The following is a 14507-nucleotide window of genomic DNA, read 5'->3' as shown; positions in this document are numbered from 1 at the left end:
ATCGCACCTATTCGGCGTGCGCGCGTTCCGGATTGAAATCGATACCCGTGATATAGCGCTGCCCGGCGTGGGCCTTGATGTGCACGACGATGTCGATGGTCATCATCAACAAGCGCTTGATGACCGCGAATTCCAATCCCGAGCCCTCGTTCGAAGCCTTCACCATCAACGCCAGCTGATCCCAGGTCTGGGTGATGCTGCCGGCGTGGCAGCTGGTGATCGATCCCGGGTGGCCCGAGGCGCAGTTACGAATGAAGTAGAACGATTCGTCGCCACGCAACTCGGCCAGGATGATCCGGTCGGGCTTCATACGCAGGCAGGCCTCCATGCAACTCTTGGCCGTGACGTTGCTCGTGCTTTGTCCACCTTTTGAGTAGAGCAAGTGCACCACATTCGGCTGCTCGATGAAGAGCTCGCGTGCGTCCTCGATCGTCACCAGCCGTTCGTAGGCCGGAATGTGGTTGACGAGCGACTTCATGAAGGTGGTCTTGCCGCTGCCGGTGGCGCCGGCGACGACGACGTTCTTCTTGTACTGGACGGCTTTCTTGAAGAATTCGGCGTAGTTCCTCGACGCGCGCAGCTCCAGCAGCTCGCGGTCGTGCTCGCTCAGCACGTGCGTCTGCTCGACGACCTGGGCGAAGAAGCCGTCCTCCTCGTACTGCTGGAGGGTCTTGCTGTGCTTGGAGGGCAGGCGGATCGTGATCGAGACCTTGCCGGCGTCGCACGCCGGCGGGATCACGAACTGGGCGCGCTGGCCGGTCGGGAACGTCAACGAGACCACCGGGTCGGCATCGGTGATGCGCTGGCCGGTGTTGCTCTCGTTGACGACCGCGGTGCAGAACTGCCGGGCCCGATCGAACGTCAGGCCCGGCACTTCGATCCGGTTCCAGCCCGACCGGGTCTCCAGATAGAGCTCCCCCGGCCGGTTGATACAGATTTCCGTCACATCCGGCGAGCTCATGTACTCGTGGATGCCCAGCACCTGGTACTGGTATTCCAGGAACGCGTTGGATACCTGGGCGATCGGTGAATTGTCTGTATCCATTTCTCTCAACTAACCACTGTGGCCGATATCACCTGAGGACCGACGAGAAGTCGACGTCCTTGGCGACATAGACGTTCACGATCGTGCCCTGGTTGATGGTCACGGTCGGCGGACGGTTGATGCTCTTGTCCAGGGCCTGGTTGGCCAGGCGTTCCATCGCACGAGCGGTGTTGCTCTCGTACGGCTGCTGGATCTCGTTGCCGCTGTTGGTGATCGTGGTGCTTTCCGGACCGTTCTTGGCCGCTGCGTATTTGAACGCGTCGCTGATCAGGCTGATCATCAGCGCCGAGGCGATACGGCTGCCCCAGTGCGCGTTGAAATCGCCGGGGTGGCCGGCACCGCCGAGGTTGTCGATACCCGGGCTGGCCATGTTGACGTCGATGCCGTTAGGGGTGGTGATGCGATCCCAAATGACCGAAACGCGCGGGCCGTTGATGTTGTCGTTCTGGTAGCGACCGGAGATCTTCGAGCCCTTCGGCAGCAACAGACGACGGCCGTTGATCGAGTAGGTCGGCTCGGTGACGATGCACGAAGTAAAGCCCGGCAGATCCGTGACGATTCGCGTTTCCATCACGCAGCGGATGTATGTACCGCGTACCAGCAAGGTATCGGGGTTGTAGATCGGCTGTGCGAAGGCGACTTCCTTCGGCGGCTCGACGACGGCGGCCTTCGGGTTGAGGCGGGCTTCGGCCGCGGCGATCTGGGCCGCGACACGGTCCTCTTGGCTTTGTCCACCGCTACCACCGCCCTGCCCGGCCATTTCGCCCATGCGGCGCTCCATCAGGCTGGGACCGCGCGGGCCGGCTTCGACCTGTTCCTGCGGCTGCTGGTTCATCTGCGGCTGCGGCGGCGGCATCGGCTCGGCCATCGGCAAGGGCGGCATCGGCGGCATCGGCTCCGGCGGAGGCAACGGCGCCTCGATCGGCTTGGGCAGCGCCGGGATGCTGATCTCCTCTTCCTTGACCTTTTTCGTCTCGTCGTCGTCGGAAGTCGCGCGGTTGAACATCCACAGCGCGGCGATGATCAACAACAGCACGATGCCGCCGAGGAACAGCAGCGCCTTACGGTTGAGCTTTTGCGCTTCGGCGGACTTCAGGGTCGGGGTACCGGCATCCAGGTCCGGCGCGGGGCCGCTGGCCTGCTGGCCGTAATAGGGATTGGCACCGGCATAGCCGTAGTTGCCTTCTTGCGACGTGCCCGTGTTGTCCTCGGGGCGGCCAGGCGGGTTGGGCGGCATGTTCTGGCTCATTTCTGCTTCTTCCTGCGCAGACCGACGACGTTGTTGCCGTGCCGGATGATCAAGTAGGGATAGGTACCGTGGACGACGATCGTGTTGTTCTCGACCGTGGTGTTGACCACGAAATCCTCGCTGCCTTCGCGTTCGCGACCGAACACGGCCGGGAAATTGCCGGTCGGCAGGCTCTTCAGTCCACTGATCTTGATGTAGGTGAACTGGCCGTCGTCGTAGACGTTGGTCGGCACCAGCCAGGAGGGCTTCTTGCGGGTCGAATACTGGTAGTCGAAGTTGTAGACGCGGTTCTTGTCGAGCGTCGTGTTCAACTCCGGAACCGGCTCGACCTTGGTCTCCTGAGCGCCGGAAAACTCGGTGCCGTTCGGGTAGACGAACTTGATCTTGTACTGCACGCCGGCCTGCTTGGCCTGCTCGAGCACGCGCCAGTCGGTGGCGACGACCTTCAACTCGAAGATGTACGAGTGCGTGCTCGTACGGATCATCATGTTGGTGTCGACGTCGACGTTCTTGGGCTTGATGTAGAAGACGTTGTCGCGGCGGCTCAGATCCCAGCCGGTGCTGAAGCCGGTGCTGTAGTCGAGGATGTTCTCGCTCGGACTCAGCTCGATCTGGGTGGTGATGCCCAGGCCGGTACGTACCGGATAGATACGGTTGGCTTCGTATTCGTATTCCTGGATAACCTGGGCCGTGGCAGGTAGCGCGAGGCCGGAAACCGCCAGAAACAGCAGGGCGGCCAAGCGGTGTTTACGCAGGCAGTTCATCGGTTGCTGACTCCATTCGCATTGCCAGTCGGTGCAGGTGCGGGTGCCGCCGGCGTCATTGCCGGATTGGCGGCGGGATTGGGGGGAACGGGCGCGCCGGGCTGGCCCGGCTGGGCCGGTGCCGTCGGCGGGTAGCCTGGGGCGGCGCCGGGAGCGGCCGGAGCCGCGCCGGGATAAGCGGGAGCCGGCGCCATCGTGCCGTCGGGCATGAGCTGGCCCTGCGGCGCAGCCGCGGGAGCAGGAGCAGGAGCCGCGCCCGGCGTAGTCGGATACTCGCTCTGGATCGGCGGCGAAGCGGCGTAGTCGTTGTCGACGCGGTAACCGGTCACCTGGAAGCCCAAGGGATTGAGCACGCGATTGCGCTCGTCCATCTTGAGGTTCGACTTGTACAGGTACTCGATCGTGGCGATCTTGCTGTCCAGAGGCTCGGAAGACCCGGTGTCCTTGTTCAGCACGCTGCGCTGGAAACGAACCGTGGCGACTTTCGGCTTCGGACCGGTGTTCTGCTCGCCGTTGAGCTGGATGCTGAGGATCTTGACCCGGACCGTCTTGGCCTTGCCGAAGATGGTGATCGGATTGTTCGGATTGGTGTTGCCGTACAGCTGCGAGTAGCCGCTGGTGACGTGCGGGGCCGCCATCGCGAACACCGTGCTCCAATCGCGCTCGCCGATCTGCGAGTGGTCGTAGGACTCGCGCGCCATCACGAAGTGCGAGATGTTGCTCTTGTTGATCGCCTCGCTGCTGGCGATGCTGGGGTTGACGAAGTCGTCGCGCAGGCGGGCCACGGTCGAGGTGCCGGTGTAGGCATCGGCCATGACCAGGTACGGCACCTTTTCCTTCAGCGGCAGGAAGTAGAAATATCCGCCGGCCAGGATCAGCGACATCACCAACGAGGCGAACGCCACCATCCAGGCGCGGCGTTCGCTGCGTCGCGCTATGTCGGCAACGGTGACTTCGTAGTTGGCCGCCTTGGCGACGGCGTTCTCGATCTGCGGAGTTACGGGCTTTTTTCCGAACATCTTATGTTGCATCCATAACTATGGAATCGTTGCCGGCGACCGCGCGTGCTTGCGCACGCAGACCGGATCGCTCAAGCGGGTCGGCGTTAGCCGTTCGATGGTTAAGGCGTCGGAGCTGCGGTTTGCGCGACCGCCGTCGTCGAGACCGACGAGGGCGCCGCATCCGCGGAGGGCGATTCGGCCGGGGCCGCCTCGCTCTTGGTCTTGGCGTGACGGCTGGCCTTCGACTCCGGCTCGGGCACCGCCGCGGCGGGACCCGGCGCCGGCGCGGCGACGGCCGAGCGGACCACGATCTTGTCGCCTTCGCGGGCGATGACCACGCCTTGCGCGGCATACGCCGAATTCAGCTGCGAAACCGCATCGGGCAGGCTGGTGGTGTGGATCAGCGACACCGCCTGGTGCAGGGTGAAGTCCGAATAATGCTGGTAATCCAGGGTCATATTCGAATCGGTCGCCCAGCGCGTCAGCATGTTCTTCAACGTGCCGTCCATCGGCGACGGATAGAACACGTAGGACTGGTGCAGCGGGATTTCACTGGGGGCTTCGGAATACCGGTTGACCGGCTTCCAGCGGCCGCCGAAATCCGGCGCGGGTCGAGTGGCGCAGCCTGCCAGCGCAATCGCCAGCAAAATCGCGACCCACAAACGAGGGCTGGTTGCAGTTGTATGTCTCACGCTTTCCCCGGCTTTATTTGATTGAACTGACGCACGAAATCGCCGCTGAGGCCGCCAGCCACGCCTGGACTCGCCAGTGCGTCGCGACTGGCCCCGCCGCGGTCATTGTTGGTAACGGATTTGCTGGACCGAAGCCGGCCAAAATGAGACGGCGGACACCTTTGCAGTGGCAGTGCGTAACACGCCTGCCCTTTCTGCACCGGGTCGCGAAAGTAAGGCCGCGCGAGTCGCGCGACGCGTAATCATCGTTCTGTCCATGAACTCCCCTACAGCACGGTAGTACCGTTAAACGTGTGTCTGACGACACTCGTAGACGAAGATTAGACCGAAGTCAAAGCTTTCGGCAAGTGGGTCGACGAAAAAAGTGCAATCTAGAGTTGCGACTCAAAGTCTGGCCAGGCGTTCGATCGCCGCGTCGAGGGTCGCTTCGTTCTTCGCGAAACACAGGCGCGCCAATCGTTGCCCGGCCGGCGGCGACTCGTAGAACGGCGACAGCGGAATCGCCGCGACGCCCTTCTCTATCGTCAGCCAACGGCAGAAGGCCGCGTCGTCGAGGTCGCTGATCGCCGAGTAGTCGACCAGTTGGAAATAGCCGCCCGGCACCGGCAGGGGCTTCAGGCGCGTGGTCGAAAGTTGCTCGCGAAACCGATCGCGCTTGGCCTGGTAGAAATCGCCGAGGCCCAGGTAGTGCTCCGGCTCGGCCTCGATCATCTCGGCAAAAGCCCACTGCGCCGGGGCGAAGCTGCAGAAGCTGTTGTACTGATGGACCTTGCGCAACTCGGCCGACAACGCCGGCGGCGCGATGCAGTAGCCGATCTTCCAGCCGGTGCAGTGGTAGGTCTTGCCGAAGCTCGACACCACGAAGGCGCGCGCGCGCAACTCCGGGTAGCGCAGGATCGACTCGTGGCGCAGCCCGTCGAACACGATGTGTTCGTAGACTTCGTCCGACAACAGCCAGATATCGTGGTCGCGCAGCAGCTCGCTCAGGCGCGCGATGTCGTTCGCATCGAACATGGCCCCGGACGGGTTGTGCGGCGAGTTGATCATCAACAGCCGGGTCTTGGGGGTGATCGCGGCGCGCACCCGGTCCCAGTCGACGGCGAAGGTCTGCGGGTCGAGCGAGACATGCACGGCGCGGCCGCCGGCCAGGTCGATGGCCGGCTCGTAGCTGTCGTAGCAGGGATCGAGCACGATCACTTCTTCGCCCGGGCGGACCACCGCCTGGACCGCATCGAAGATCGCCTCGCTGGCGCCGGACACCACCGTGATCTCGCTGTCGGCGTCGGGACGGTGGCCGTAGCAGCGCTCGGTCTTGGCGGCGATGGCCTGGCGCAGGGCCGGGATGCCGGTCATCGGCGCGTATTGGTTCTTGCCGTCCTTCATCGCCCGCGCCAGCGACTCGACCAGCCGCGCCGGCACGTCGAAGTCGGGAAAGCCCTGACCCAGATTGACCGCCTGGTGCTCGAGGGCGAGCTGCGACATCACGGTAAAGATGGTGGTGCCGACTTTCGGCAGCTTGGTTTCGAGCGTCATGGGCCGGGAACGGATCGCGTACGGGGCATCGAGTGTAACGGTGCGGTGTTGCAGGCCGTTAGATCGCATCCGGCCGCAAGCCGTCCGAGTCGACATATCGATATGCGCCCGACCCATTGGACAGCCGCCGATCAACGGGCATTGCACTGTCCGCCCAGGCTCGGGACACTGACGCCATGCGCGAACTACAAGTCGTCAATGCTGCCGAACTGGCGGTCGCTTACGCCGCCGCGGACTATGCGGTGGCCCTCGACGGAGACGCGCTGCCCTTACGGGTCGGCCGCCCGGCCAGGGACCTCGAAGCGTATTGGCCGGCGACTCACTATATGTTCGTGACCGCCTGGAACCCGGCGTCCGAACCGCACTCCGACAGCGCCAACCGCGCCGCCGACGAACGACTGGTGGCGCGCCTGGATGCCGCTGGGGTGCAACGCCACGCCGCCTGGGCCGAAGACAGCGCAGGCGAATGGCGCGAGCCGGGCTGGCTGTTGGCCGACCTCGACGAAAGCCTCGCCCATGCCCTGGCCCGCGATTTCGGCCAGGCCGGGGTGTTGGCCTGGCGCCGCGGCGAGCCGGTGCGCTTGCGCATGCTGATCGCGCGCCCGGCCAATGCCGAGCGCTCGGAATACACCGACTGGCTCGGCGATTGAGTCGGGCGCGATCCGGGCCGGCGCGGCCGCCCTCGCCCTCGCTCGCTCATGGGGGATTGGCGGCGGACTCGCATAAAATGCGCGCTCCGCGACCCGACCGGGCGCCCGCACCCGACCGATGACCTCACACGAACGTACTGCCCCGCCGCTGTTGCAAGCCCGCGGACTGCGCTTTGCGCGCAACGACGAACCCGTGTTCGGGCCGCTCGATTTCGCGGTCGACGCCGGCGAGGCCTTGCTCGTGCAGGGCGACAACGGCGCCGGCAAGACCACGCTGCTGCGGGTACTGGCCGGTCTGTTGCGGGCCGACGAGGGCGAGATCGAACTCGACGGCGAACCGTCCGACCCGGCGCGCCGCGCCCGGGCGATCGCTTACCTCGGCCATCTGCCCGGGCTGAAGGCCGACCTCAGCGCGATGGAAAACCTGAACTTCCTGTGCGGCCTGCAGGGGCGCCGGCGCGGCCAGCTGCCCGAGAACGCCCTGGCCATCGTCGGCCTGGCCGGCTACGAGGATGCCCTCGCCCGCCAGCTGTCGGCCGGACAGAAGAAGCGCCTGTCGCTGGCCCGCCTGTGGATGGCGCCGGCACCGCTGTGGCTGCTCGACGAGCCCTACGCCAATCTCGACCTGGAAGGCATCGAACTGGTCAATCGGATGGTCCAGGCACACCTGCGCGAGGGCGGCGCCGCCCTGGTCACCACCCACGGCGCCTATGCCGCGCCGCCGGTGCGTACCCGCATGCTGGTCATGGAGAAGGCGGCATGAGCGCGCGCCAACGCAATCCCAGCCTGACCGCCGCCACGCCCGGCCTGATCGGCTCGGCCCGCGCCCTGATGGCGCGCGACCTGCGCCTGCTCTGGCGCCGCCGCGGCGACGCCCTGCAGCCGGCGCTGTTCGCCTTGCTGGTGGTGGTGCTGTTCGCCCTGGCCCTGGGCGGCGAGAAGCAGGCCTTGGCGAAGGTGTCCGGCGGGGTGCTGTGGCTGTCGGCGCTGCTGGCCGGCCTGCTCGCCCTCGACACCTTGTTCCGTGGCGACGCCGAGGACGGCTCGCTGGAGCAATGGATGCTGGCGCCGGTGCCGCTGGGCTGGCTGGTCGCGGTGCGCACCTTCATGCACTGGGCCACTACCGCCCTGCCGCTGCTGGTCGCGACCCCCTTCCTCGGCGAGCTGCTATACCTGCCGCGCGAGCAATTGCCGGTGCTGCTGGCCTCGCTCGCGCTGGGCACGCCGCTGCTGAGTCTGCTCGGCGCGGTCGTGGCCGCGCTGACGGTCGGGATGCGGCGCTCTGGTATCCTTGTGGCCTTGTTGGCGCTGCCGCTGTATGTCCCGGTGCTGGTGTTCGGGGCGGGCAGCGTGGCTCGCTCGGCCCAGGGATTGGACCCGGTAGGCGCGTTGCTGTTGCTGGCCGCCGGACTGGTGGTCGCCCTGTTGCTGGCGCCGCTGGCGGCCGCCGCGGCGATCCGCATCGCATTGAACTGATCGCACCGAACAGATCCTGCGCGGCCGCCGCTTGGCCGCGTCCCACCGCTCCAGGCCGCTCGCGACCCAGACCCCGAACGACCCACTGAATGAATCCCCTCGTCCGCTGGTTCCACACACTCGGCTCGCCGCCCTACTTCGACCGCTTCGCCGCGCGTTGGGCGCCCTGGGGCTACGGCCTGGGCCTGCTGGTCATGGCCTGGGGCCTGTACTCGGCCCTGTTCCTGGTGCCGGCCGACTACCAACAGAAGGACAGCTTCCGCATCCTCTATATCCACGTGCCCAGCGCCTGGATGAGCATGGCGGTGTTCGCCCTGATGGCGTTCTATGCCGCCATCGCCCTGGTCTGGCGGATCAAACTGTGCGAGATCCTGGCCATGGCCTGCGCGCCGATCGGCGCCGGCTTCACCCTGATCACACTGGCGACCGGTTCGATCTGGGGCAAGCCGATGTGGGGCACCTGGTGGGACTGGGACCCGCGCCTGACCACCGAGCTGATCCTGCTGTTCCTGTATCTCGGCGTGATCGGCCTGTACAACGCCATCGACGACCGCCGCGCCGCGGCGCGCGCCGCCGCCTTGCTGGCGATCGTGGGCGTGGCCCTGCTGCCGGTGATCCGTTATTCGGTGGTGTGGTGGAACTCGCTGCACCAGGGCCAGACCATCAGCCTGCTCGGCAAGTCGAGCATGGACGCGAGCATGATGGCGCCGCTGATCTGGATGATCGTCGGCACCAAGCTGTGGTTCATCGGCGCCCTGCTGACGCGGGCGCGCGCCGACAACCTGCGCCGCGAACAGGGCAAGGCCTGGGTCGCCGAACTCGCCGGCGCCACGAGCGAGGGCCGCCGATAATGGAATACCAGGAATACATCATCGCCGCGTATGCGGTTTTCGCCGTCGTGCTGGGCTGGGACTTCGTCGCCGGCCGGTTGCAGATCCGCCGCGAATTGCGCCTGGCGCGCGCGCGCGCGGCCCGCAGCGCAGCGCGTAGCCAGACAAGTGAATTGAGCCGATGAACCCCACTCGCCGTCGCCGCCTGCTCTGGGTAGTCGGACTGGTCGCCGCCGCCGGCGCCGCGACCGCCCTGGTCGCCACCGCCTTGCAGCGCAATGTCGCCTATCTGTACACGCCGAGCGAGATCCTGCGCGGCGAAGCCAGCGAGCGAGCGCGTTTCCGCCTCGGCGGCATGGTCGCGGCGGGTTCGTTCAAGCGCACCCAGGGCACCCTGGATTCGCAATTCCGCGTCACCGACGGCGACGCCGAGTTGGCGGTCGCCTACACCGGCATCCTGCCCGACCTGTTCCGCGAGAAGCAGGCGGTGGTCGCGACCGGCCGCATGCAGGGCGACACCTTCGTCGCCGAGGAGATTCTCGCCAAGCACGACGAGACCTACATGCCGAAGGAAGTCGCCGACAAGATGGGCGCGGCGCACAAGAAGCACGACGTCGCCGCCCCCGGCGGCGCGGAGCCGGCGCGTTGATCGCAGTGACCGTTGCGGTAGCGAGAGCAAATCCCCCCTGCCCCCCTTTTACAAAGGGGGGAACGGCCGGGACCGGTTCTTCAGGACCTGCTTGCCACGCTTCCTTTGCGACAACGGAAACAACCCGGTCGACTTCACCACGCTCCGCTGGCCTTCCCCCTTTGAAAAAGGAGGGCCGAGGGGGATTTGCTCTCACCGCTCCCTCGTTCCCAACCCTCGCAGGCGATACCCATGCTGCCTGAACTCGGCCAGATCGCCCTGATCCTCGCCCTGCTGATCTCCATCGTGCAGGCCAGCCTGCCGATGCTCGGCGCGCATCGCGGCATCGCGCCGTGGATGGCGATCGCGCGGCCCGCGGCCTACGCGCAGCTGATCCTGGTCGGCTTCGCCTTCCTGATCCTGACCGAAGCCTTCGTCACCCAGGATTTCTCGCTGCGCTATGTCGCCGAGAACAGCAATTCGCTGCTGCCGATGGCGTATCGCTATTCGGCGGTGTGGGGCGCGCACGAGGGTTCGTTGCTGCTGTGGGCGCTGGTGCTGGCGCTGTGGACCGCGGCGGTCGCGCGCTTCTCCAAGACCTTGCCGCCCGAGGTGATCTCGCGCGTGCTAGCGGTCATGGGCGTGATCAGCGTCGGCTTCCTCGCGTTCCTGATCTTCACCAGCAATCCGTTCGCGCGCCTGCTGCCGGCGGTCGCCGAAGGCCGCGATCTCAATCCGCTGCTGCAGGACCCCGGCCTGATCATCCATCCGCCGATGCTGTATATCGGCTACGTCGGCTTCTCGGTGCCGTTCGCCTTCGCCATCGCCGCCTTGCTCGACGGCAAGGTCGACGCGCGCTGGCTGCGCTGGACGCGGCCGTGGACCAATATCGCCTGGGCCTTCCTCACCCTGGGCATCGCCCTGGGTTCGTGGTGGGCCTATTACGAACTCGGCTGGGGCGGCTGGTGGTTCTGGGACCCGGTCGAGAACGCCAGCTTCATGCCCTGGCTCGCCGGCGCCGCCCTGCTGCATTCGCAGGCGGTCACCGAAAAGCGCGGCAGCTTCCGCGGCTGGACCCTGTTGCTCGCGATCGCCGCGTTCTCGCTGTCGCTGCTCGGCACCTTCCTGGTCCGTTCCGGCGTGCTGACCAGCGTGCACGCCTTCGCCGCCGATCCTTCGCGCGGCCTGTTCGTGCTGATCTTCCTCGGCATCGTCATCGGCGGTTCGCTGCTGCTGTACGCACTGCGCGTGCCGTCCGGCGACGACGACGGCGGCAAGCCGTTCGAGCTCAGTTCGCGCGAGACCTTGTTGCTCGCCAACAATCTGCTGCTCGCCACCGCCTGCGCGATGGTCCTGCTGGGCACCTTGTATCCCTTGCTGGCCGATGCGCTGGAACTCGGCAAGATCTCGGTCGGCCCGCCGTATTTCTCGCTGATGTTCGTGTTGCTGATGACGCCGTTGGTGTTGTTGCTGCCGTTCGGGCCCTTGTTCCGCTGGCAGCGCGAGCAGCCCTCACGCCCCTTGGCGATGCTGGTGCCCTGGGCCGGTCTCGCCCTCGGCGCGGCCATCGCGGCCTATTTCCTCGCGCCGCAGGGGCCGTGGAAAGTCGCCGCCGGCGTCGGCGGCGCGGTGTGGGTCGCGGCCGGCACTTTGCGCTTCGTGTGGACGCGCGTGCGCGGCAACGGCACCCGTTACACCGCCGAAATGCTCGGCATGACCCTGGCCCATCTCGGCGTCGCCGTATTCCTGGTCGGCGCCCTGCTGGTCGAAGGCCTCAGCGTGCAGCGCGAAGTCGCGCTGACGCCGGGCAAGAGCCTGGACCTCGGTCGCTACGCGTTCCGCTTCGACAGCGTCGACCATCGCGTCGGGCCCAACTACGAAGCCGACTACGGCACCGTCACCGTGTTCGACGGCGAGCGAGTGCTCGCGGTCATGCACCCGGAAAAACGCGCCTACGCCAGCGGCGGCCAGGTCATGACCGAAGCGGCGATCGAACGCGGCATCACCCGCGATCTGTATGTCGCCCTCGGTGAATCGCTGGGCGACGGCGCCTGGGCGGTACGCGTGCACATCAAACCGTTCGTGCGCTGGGTCTGGCTGGGCGCCTTGCTGATGATGCTCGGTGGTTTCGTCGCAGCGGCCGACCGGCGTTTCCGCGTCAAGGCCGATGCGCGCGAGGAAGGCGAACGTTCGCCCGAGCCGCGTCCGGCCGTAGCCACGGCGACCGCCGCGGTCGCAGGATCCATTGCAGGAGAACAGGCATGAATACCCCCACCCCGCGCGGCAACAACAGCCGCTGGTTGCCGTTGGCGGTATTCGCTGCGTTGGCCGTGCTGCTCGCCGCCGGCGTTTGGCTGAGCCGCAAGCCGAACCGCGAGGCGCTGCCGTCGCCGCTGATCGGCAAGCCGGCGCCGGCGTTCTCGCTGCCGGTGCTGCACGAAGCCGGCCGCCTGCTCTCGTCCGACGACCTGCGCGGGGAACCCTACCTGCTCAACGTCTGGGGCAGTTGGTGCCCGGCTTGTCGCGACGAACATCCGGTGCTGACCCGTTTCGCCGAGACCAAGCGCGTGCGCGTGATCGGCTTCAATTGGAAGGACGAACACGCCGACGCCCTGCGTTGGCTGGAGCAGTTCGGCAATCCCTACTGGGTCGTGGTCACCGACTTCGAAGGCAAGTCGGCGATCGATTGGGGCATCTACGGCGCACCGGAAACCTTCCTGGTCGACGGTAAGGGCATCGTGCGCTGGAAGTTCGTCGGCCCGTTGACCGACGCGACGATCCGCGACGAATTGCTGCCGAAGCTGGCGGAAGTCGAGAAGGCGCGATGAGTTACTGCGGCGAGAGCAAATCCCCCCCTACCCCCCTTTTGCAAAGGGGGGGACAGCACGGGTTCGTTGGTGGTGAAGCAATCTCCCGACGCATTCCTGTCTCGCCTGTAACGACGCTCTCTACCGAAGATCTCCCCCCTTTGAAAAAGGGGGGCCGGGGGGGATTTGCCGTCCTCGCCTACTCGCTGCGCCGAATCGCACGCCCCCTCTCGCTCGCCCTGCTGCTGACCCTGTCCTTTGCCGCTCCACTGACGGCGCAGCCCGCCAACGACCCGGTGCCGTTGAGCTTCAACGACAGCGGCGAAGAACGGCGCTTCCATGCCCTCGTCGCCGAGCTGCGCTGCGTGATGTGCCAAAACCAGTCGCTGGCCGATTCCAACGCCCAGATCGCCCACGATCTGCGCCGCGAGGTCCTGGAGCTGATGCGCCAGGGCAAGAACGACGCGCAGATCAAGGACTTCCTGGTCGCGCGTTACGGCGAGTTCGTGCTCTACCGGCCTCAGGTCGAATCCAAGACCTGGTTGCTGTGGTTCGGCCCGGCCCTGCTGCTGTTGGCCGGCGGCTTCGTGGTCGCGCGCATCGTGCGCCAGCGCAGCGCGGCGTCGACGCCCGCGCCGAACGACGACGAGCAAGAGTGGTGATGGCCGTGGCGATGGGTTCGACCTCGATGACGATGTTCGTGGTGGCGGGCGCGACCCTGGTCGTGTTCGCGCTGGGATTCGCCCTGTATCCGCTGTGGCGCTCGCGGCCGTGGCTCGGTGCCGGCGTCGGCCTGGCGCTGGCGGCGGTGACCGCGGCGCTGTACCTCGCGATCGGCACGCCGGCCGCGCTCAATCCGCAGCAGGTCAAGGCACCCCAGACCCTCGCCGAAGCGGTGACCCAGCTCGAAGCCGAGCTGGAACGCGATCCGAACCAGATCGAAGGCTGGCGCCTGCTCGCCAGCGCCTACACCGCCGAAGGCTTGAGCGCGAAAGCGCGCGATGCCTATGCGCGTGCGGTCAAGCTCGCCCCCGACAACCCCGACCTGCTCGCCGAAGCCGCCGAGGCGCGCGCGCTGGCGATGCCGGACCGGCGTTTCGACGCCGAAGCCGTGGCCATGCTGCAGCACGCCTTGCAACAGCAGCCGATGCACCAGCGTGCGCGTTGGTTCCTCGGCATCGCCCAGCGCCAGGCCGAGCAACCGGCCGAAGCGGCGAAGACCTGGGAGCCGCTGCTCGCCGTGGTCGATGCCCGCACCGCCGCGAGCCTGCTCGAACAGATCAACGGCGCGCGCCTGGAGGCCGGGCTGGAACCGATGCAAGCGCCGGCCAAGACGGCCGCGGCCGCAAGCGCGGGCCCCGGCATCACGATCAAGGTCAGCCTGGCGCCGGCCCTGGCGGCCAAGCTGCCGGCCAACGCCAGCTTGTTCGTGCTCGCCCGCCAGACCAGCGGCGCGCCGATGCCGGTCGCGGTAGAGAAACACGCGGCCAAGGATTTCCCGATCGAAGTCCGGCTCGACGACGGCGACAGCCCGATGCCGACCATGAAACTGTCCCAGCTCGCGCAAGTGCAGGTGCTCGCCCGCGTCTCGGCATCGGGCAACGCGATTCCGCAGGCGGGCGACCTCGCCTCCTCGCCCACGACCGCGCGCGTGGCCGACAGCGGTAGGGTCGAGATCGTGATCGATCGCGTGGTCGAATGATCGCGGCCGGGCCCGTCCGGATCCGGCCTCGAAACGAGGCCTGTTTCGCCATCGGAACGGGCGCATGACGACAGAACGGATGATGCTGCCACGCACGCCGAAACAATGGTTTAGGCTGCACGGCGATCGA

15 protein-coding genes and 1 pseudogene are annotated in these 14507 nt (G+C 66.6%); 10 read left to right on the top strand and 6 right to left on the bottom strand.

Features of this window, described 5'->3' with window-relative positions; genetic code table 11:
* Positions 1-7 precede the first annotated feature (7 nt).
* From virB11 to EX88_RS0104110, 6 genes and pseudogenes are all read right to left on the bottom strand, one after another.
* Positions 8-1045, bottom strand: coding sequence for a P-type DNA transfer ATPase VirB11 (gene virB11, locus EX88_RS0104135; RefSeq protein ID WP_031370739.1), 1038 nt, complete (start codon positions 1043-1045; stop codon positions 8-10).
* 28 nt (positions 1046-1073) lie between these two features.
* Positions 1074-2294: a TrbI/VirB10 family protein gene (locus tag EX88_RS0104130; protein WP_031370738.1), complete on the bottom strand. Its 1221-nt coding sequence runs from the start codon at positions 2292-2294 to the stop codon at positions 1074-1076.
* Positions 2291-3058: a TrbG/VirB9 family P-type conjugative transfer protein gene (locus tag EX88_RS0104125; RefSeq protein WP_031370737.1), complete on the bottom strand. Its 768-nt coding sequence runs from the start codon at positions 3056-3058 to the stop codon at positions 2291-2293. The genes EX88_RS0104130 and EX88_RS0104125 overlap by 4 nt, the downstream gene beginning before the upstream one ends.
* Positions 3055-4077 carry a virB8 family protein gene (locus EX88_RS27305; protein ID WP_036148033.1) on the bottom strand — a complete coding sequence of 341 codons (1023 nt, stop codon included), beginning with the start codon at positions 4075-4077 and terminating at the stop codon, positions 3055-3057. Before EX88_RS27305 ends, EX88_RS0104125 begins: the two co-directional genes overlap by 4 nt.
* A 281-nt stretch (positions 4078-4358) precedes the next feature.
* Positions 4359-4721 (bottom strand): annotated as a pseudogene (locus EX88_RS0104115) (hypothetical protein); the annotation flags it as partial.
* Between the two features lie 414 nt (positions 4722-5135).
* Positions 5136-6284, bottom strand: coding sequence for a pyridoxal phosphate-dependent aminotransferase (locus EX88_RS0104110; RefSeq protein ID WP_031370734.1), 1149 nt, complete (start codon positions 6282-6284; stop codon positions 5136-5138).
* A 176-nt stretch (positions 6285-6460) separates the two neighbouring features.
* Here EX88_RS0104110 and EX88_RS23465 point away from each other — a divergent pair, with 176 nt between their 5' ends.
* The 10 genes from EX88_RS23465 (at position 6461) to EX88_RS0104060 (ending at position 14377) form a co-directional block, all read left to right on the top strand.
* Positions 6461-6934, top strand: coding sequence for a DUF3293 domain-containing protein (locus EX88_RS23465; protein WP_051884444.1), 474 nt, complete (start codon positions 6461-6463; stop codon positions 6932-6934).
* A 118-nt stretch (positions 6935-7052) separates the two neighbouring features.
* On the top strand, positions 7053-7697 hold the full coding sequence (gene ccmA, locus EX88_RS0104100; RefSeq protein ID WP_031370732.1) for a heme ABC exporter ATP-binding protein CcmA: 645 nt from the start codon (positions 7053-7055) through the stop codon (positions 7695-7697).
* A complete protein-coding gene (gene ccmB, locus EX88_RS0104095; protein ID WP_036148003.1) occupies positions 7694-8410 on the top strand; it encodes a heme exporter protein CcmB in 717 nt (238 codons plus the stop codon). Before ccmA ends, ccmB begins: the two co-directional genes overlap by 4 nt.
* 89 nt (positions 8411-8499) lie before the next feature.
* Entirely contained in the window at positions 8500-9261 is a 762-nt protein-coding gene (gene ccmC, locus EX88_RS0104090) for a heme ABC transporter permease CcmC (protein ID WP_031370730.1), read from the top strand.
* Positions 9261-9425, top strand: coding sequence for a heme exporter protein CcmD (gene ccmD, locus EX88_RS0104085; RefSeq protein ID WP_031370729.1), 165 nt, complete (start codon positions 9261-9263; stop codon positions 9423-9425). The genes ccmC and ccmD overlap by 1 nt, the downstream gene beginning before the upstream one ends.
* Positions 9422-9889 carry a cytochrome c maturation protein CcmE gene (ccmE, locus tag EX88_RS0104080; RefSeq protein ID WP_031370728.1) on the top strand — a complete coding sequence of 156 codons (468 nt, stop codon included), beginning with the start codon at positions 9422-9424 and terminating at the stop codon, positions 9887-9889. The genes ccmD and ccmE overlap by 4 nt, the downstream gene beginning before the upstream one ends.
* Before the next feature lie 231 nt (positions 9890-10120).
* A complete protein-coding gene (locus EX88_RS0104075) occupies positions 10121-12133 on the top strand; it encodes a heme lyase CcmF/NrfE family subunit (protein WP_081930609.1) in 2013 nt (670 codons plus the stop codon).
* The gene (locus EX88_RS0104070; protein ID WP_031370726.1) at positions 12130-12696 is read left to right on the top strand and encodes a DsbE family thiol:disulfide interchange protein; all 567 of its coding nucleotides are present in this window, start codon (positions 12130-12132) and stop codon (positions 12694-12696) included. The genes EX88_RS0104075 and EX88_RS0104070 overlap by 4 nt, the downstream gene beginning before the upstream one ends.
* A gap of 194 nt (positions 12697-12890) precedes the next feature.
* On the top strand, positions 12891-13337 hold the full coding sequence (locus EX88_RS0104065; protein WP_031370725.1) for a cytochrome c-type biogenesis protein CcmH: 447 nt from the start codon (positions 12891-12893) through the stop codon (positions 13335-13337).
* A gap of 26 nt (positions 13338-13363) precedes the next feature.
* Positions 13364-14377, top strand: a complete 1014-nt coding sequence (locus EX88_RS0104060) for a tetratricopeptide repeat protein (protein ID WP_031370724.1) — start codon at positions 13364-13366, stop codon at positions 14375-14377.
* Positions 14378-14507: the final 130 nt, after the last annotated feature.

Source organism: Lysobacter antibioticus (genome assembly GCF_000731095.1).
In the GTDB taxonomy this organism is placed as follows: domain Bacteria; phylum Pseudomonadota; class Gammaproteobacteria; order Xanthomonadales; family Xanthomonadaceae; genus Lysobacter; species Lysobacter antibioticus_B.
The sequence above is the reverse complement of the archived record's forward strand: the minus strand, read 5'-3'. Positions and strand labels throughout refer to the sequence as shown.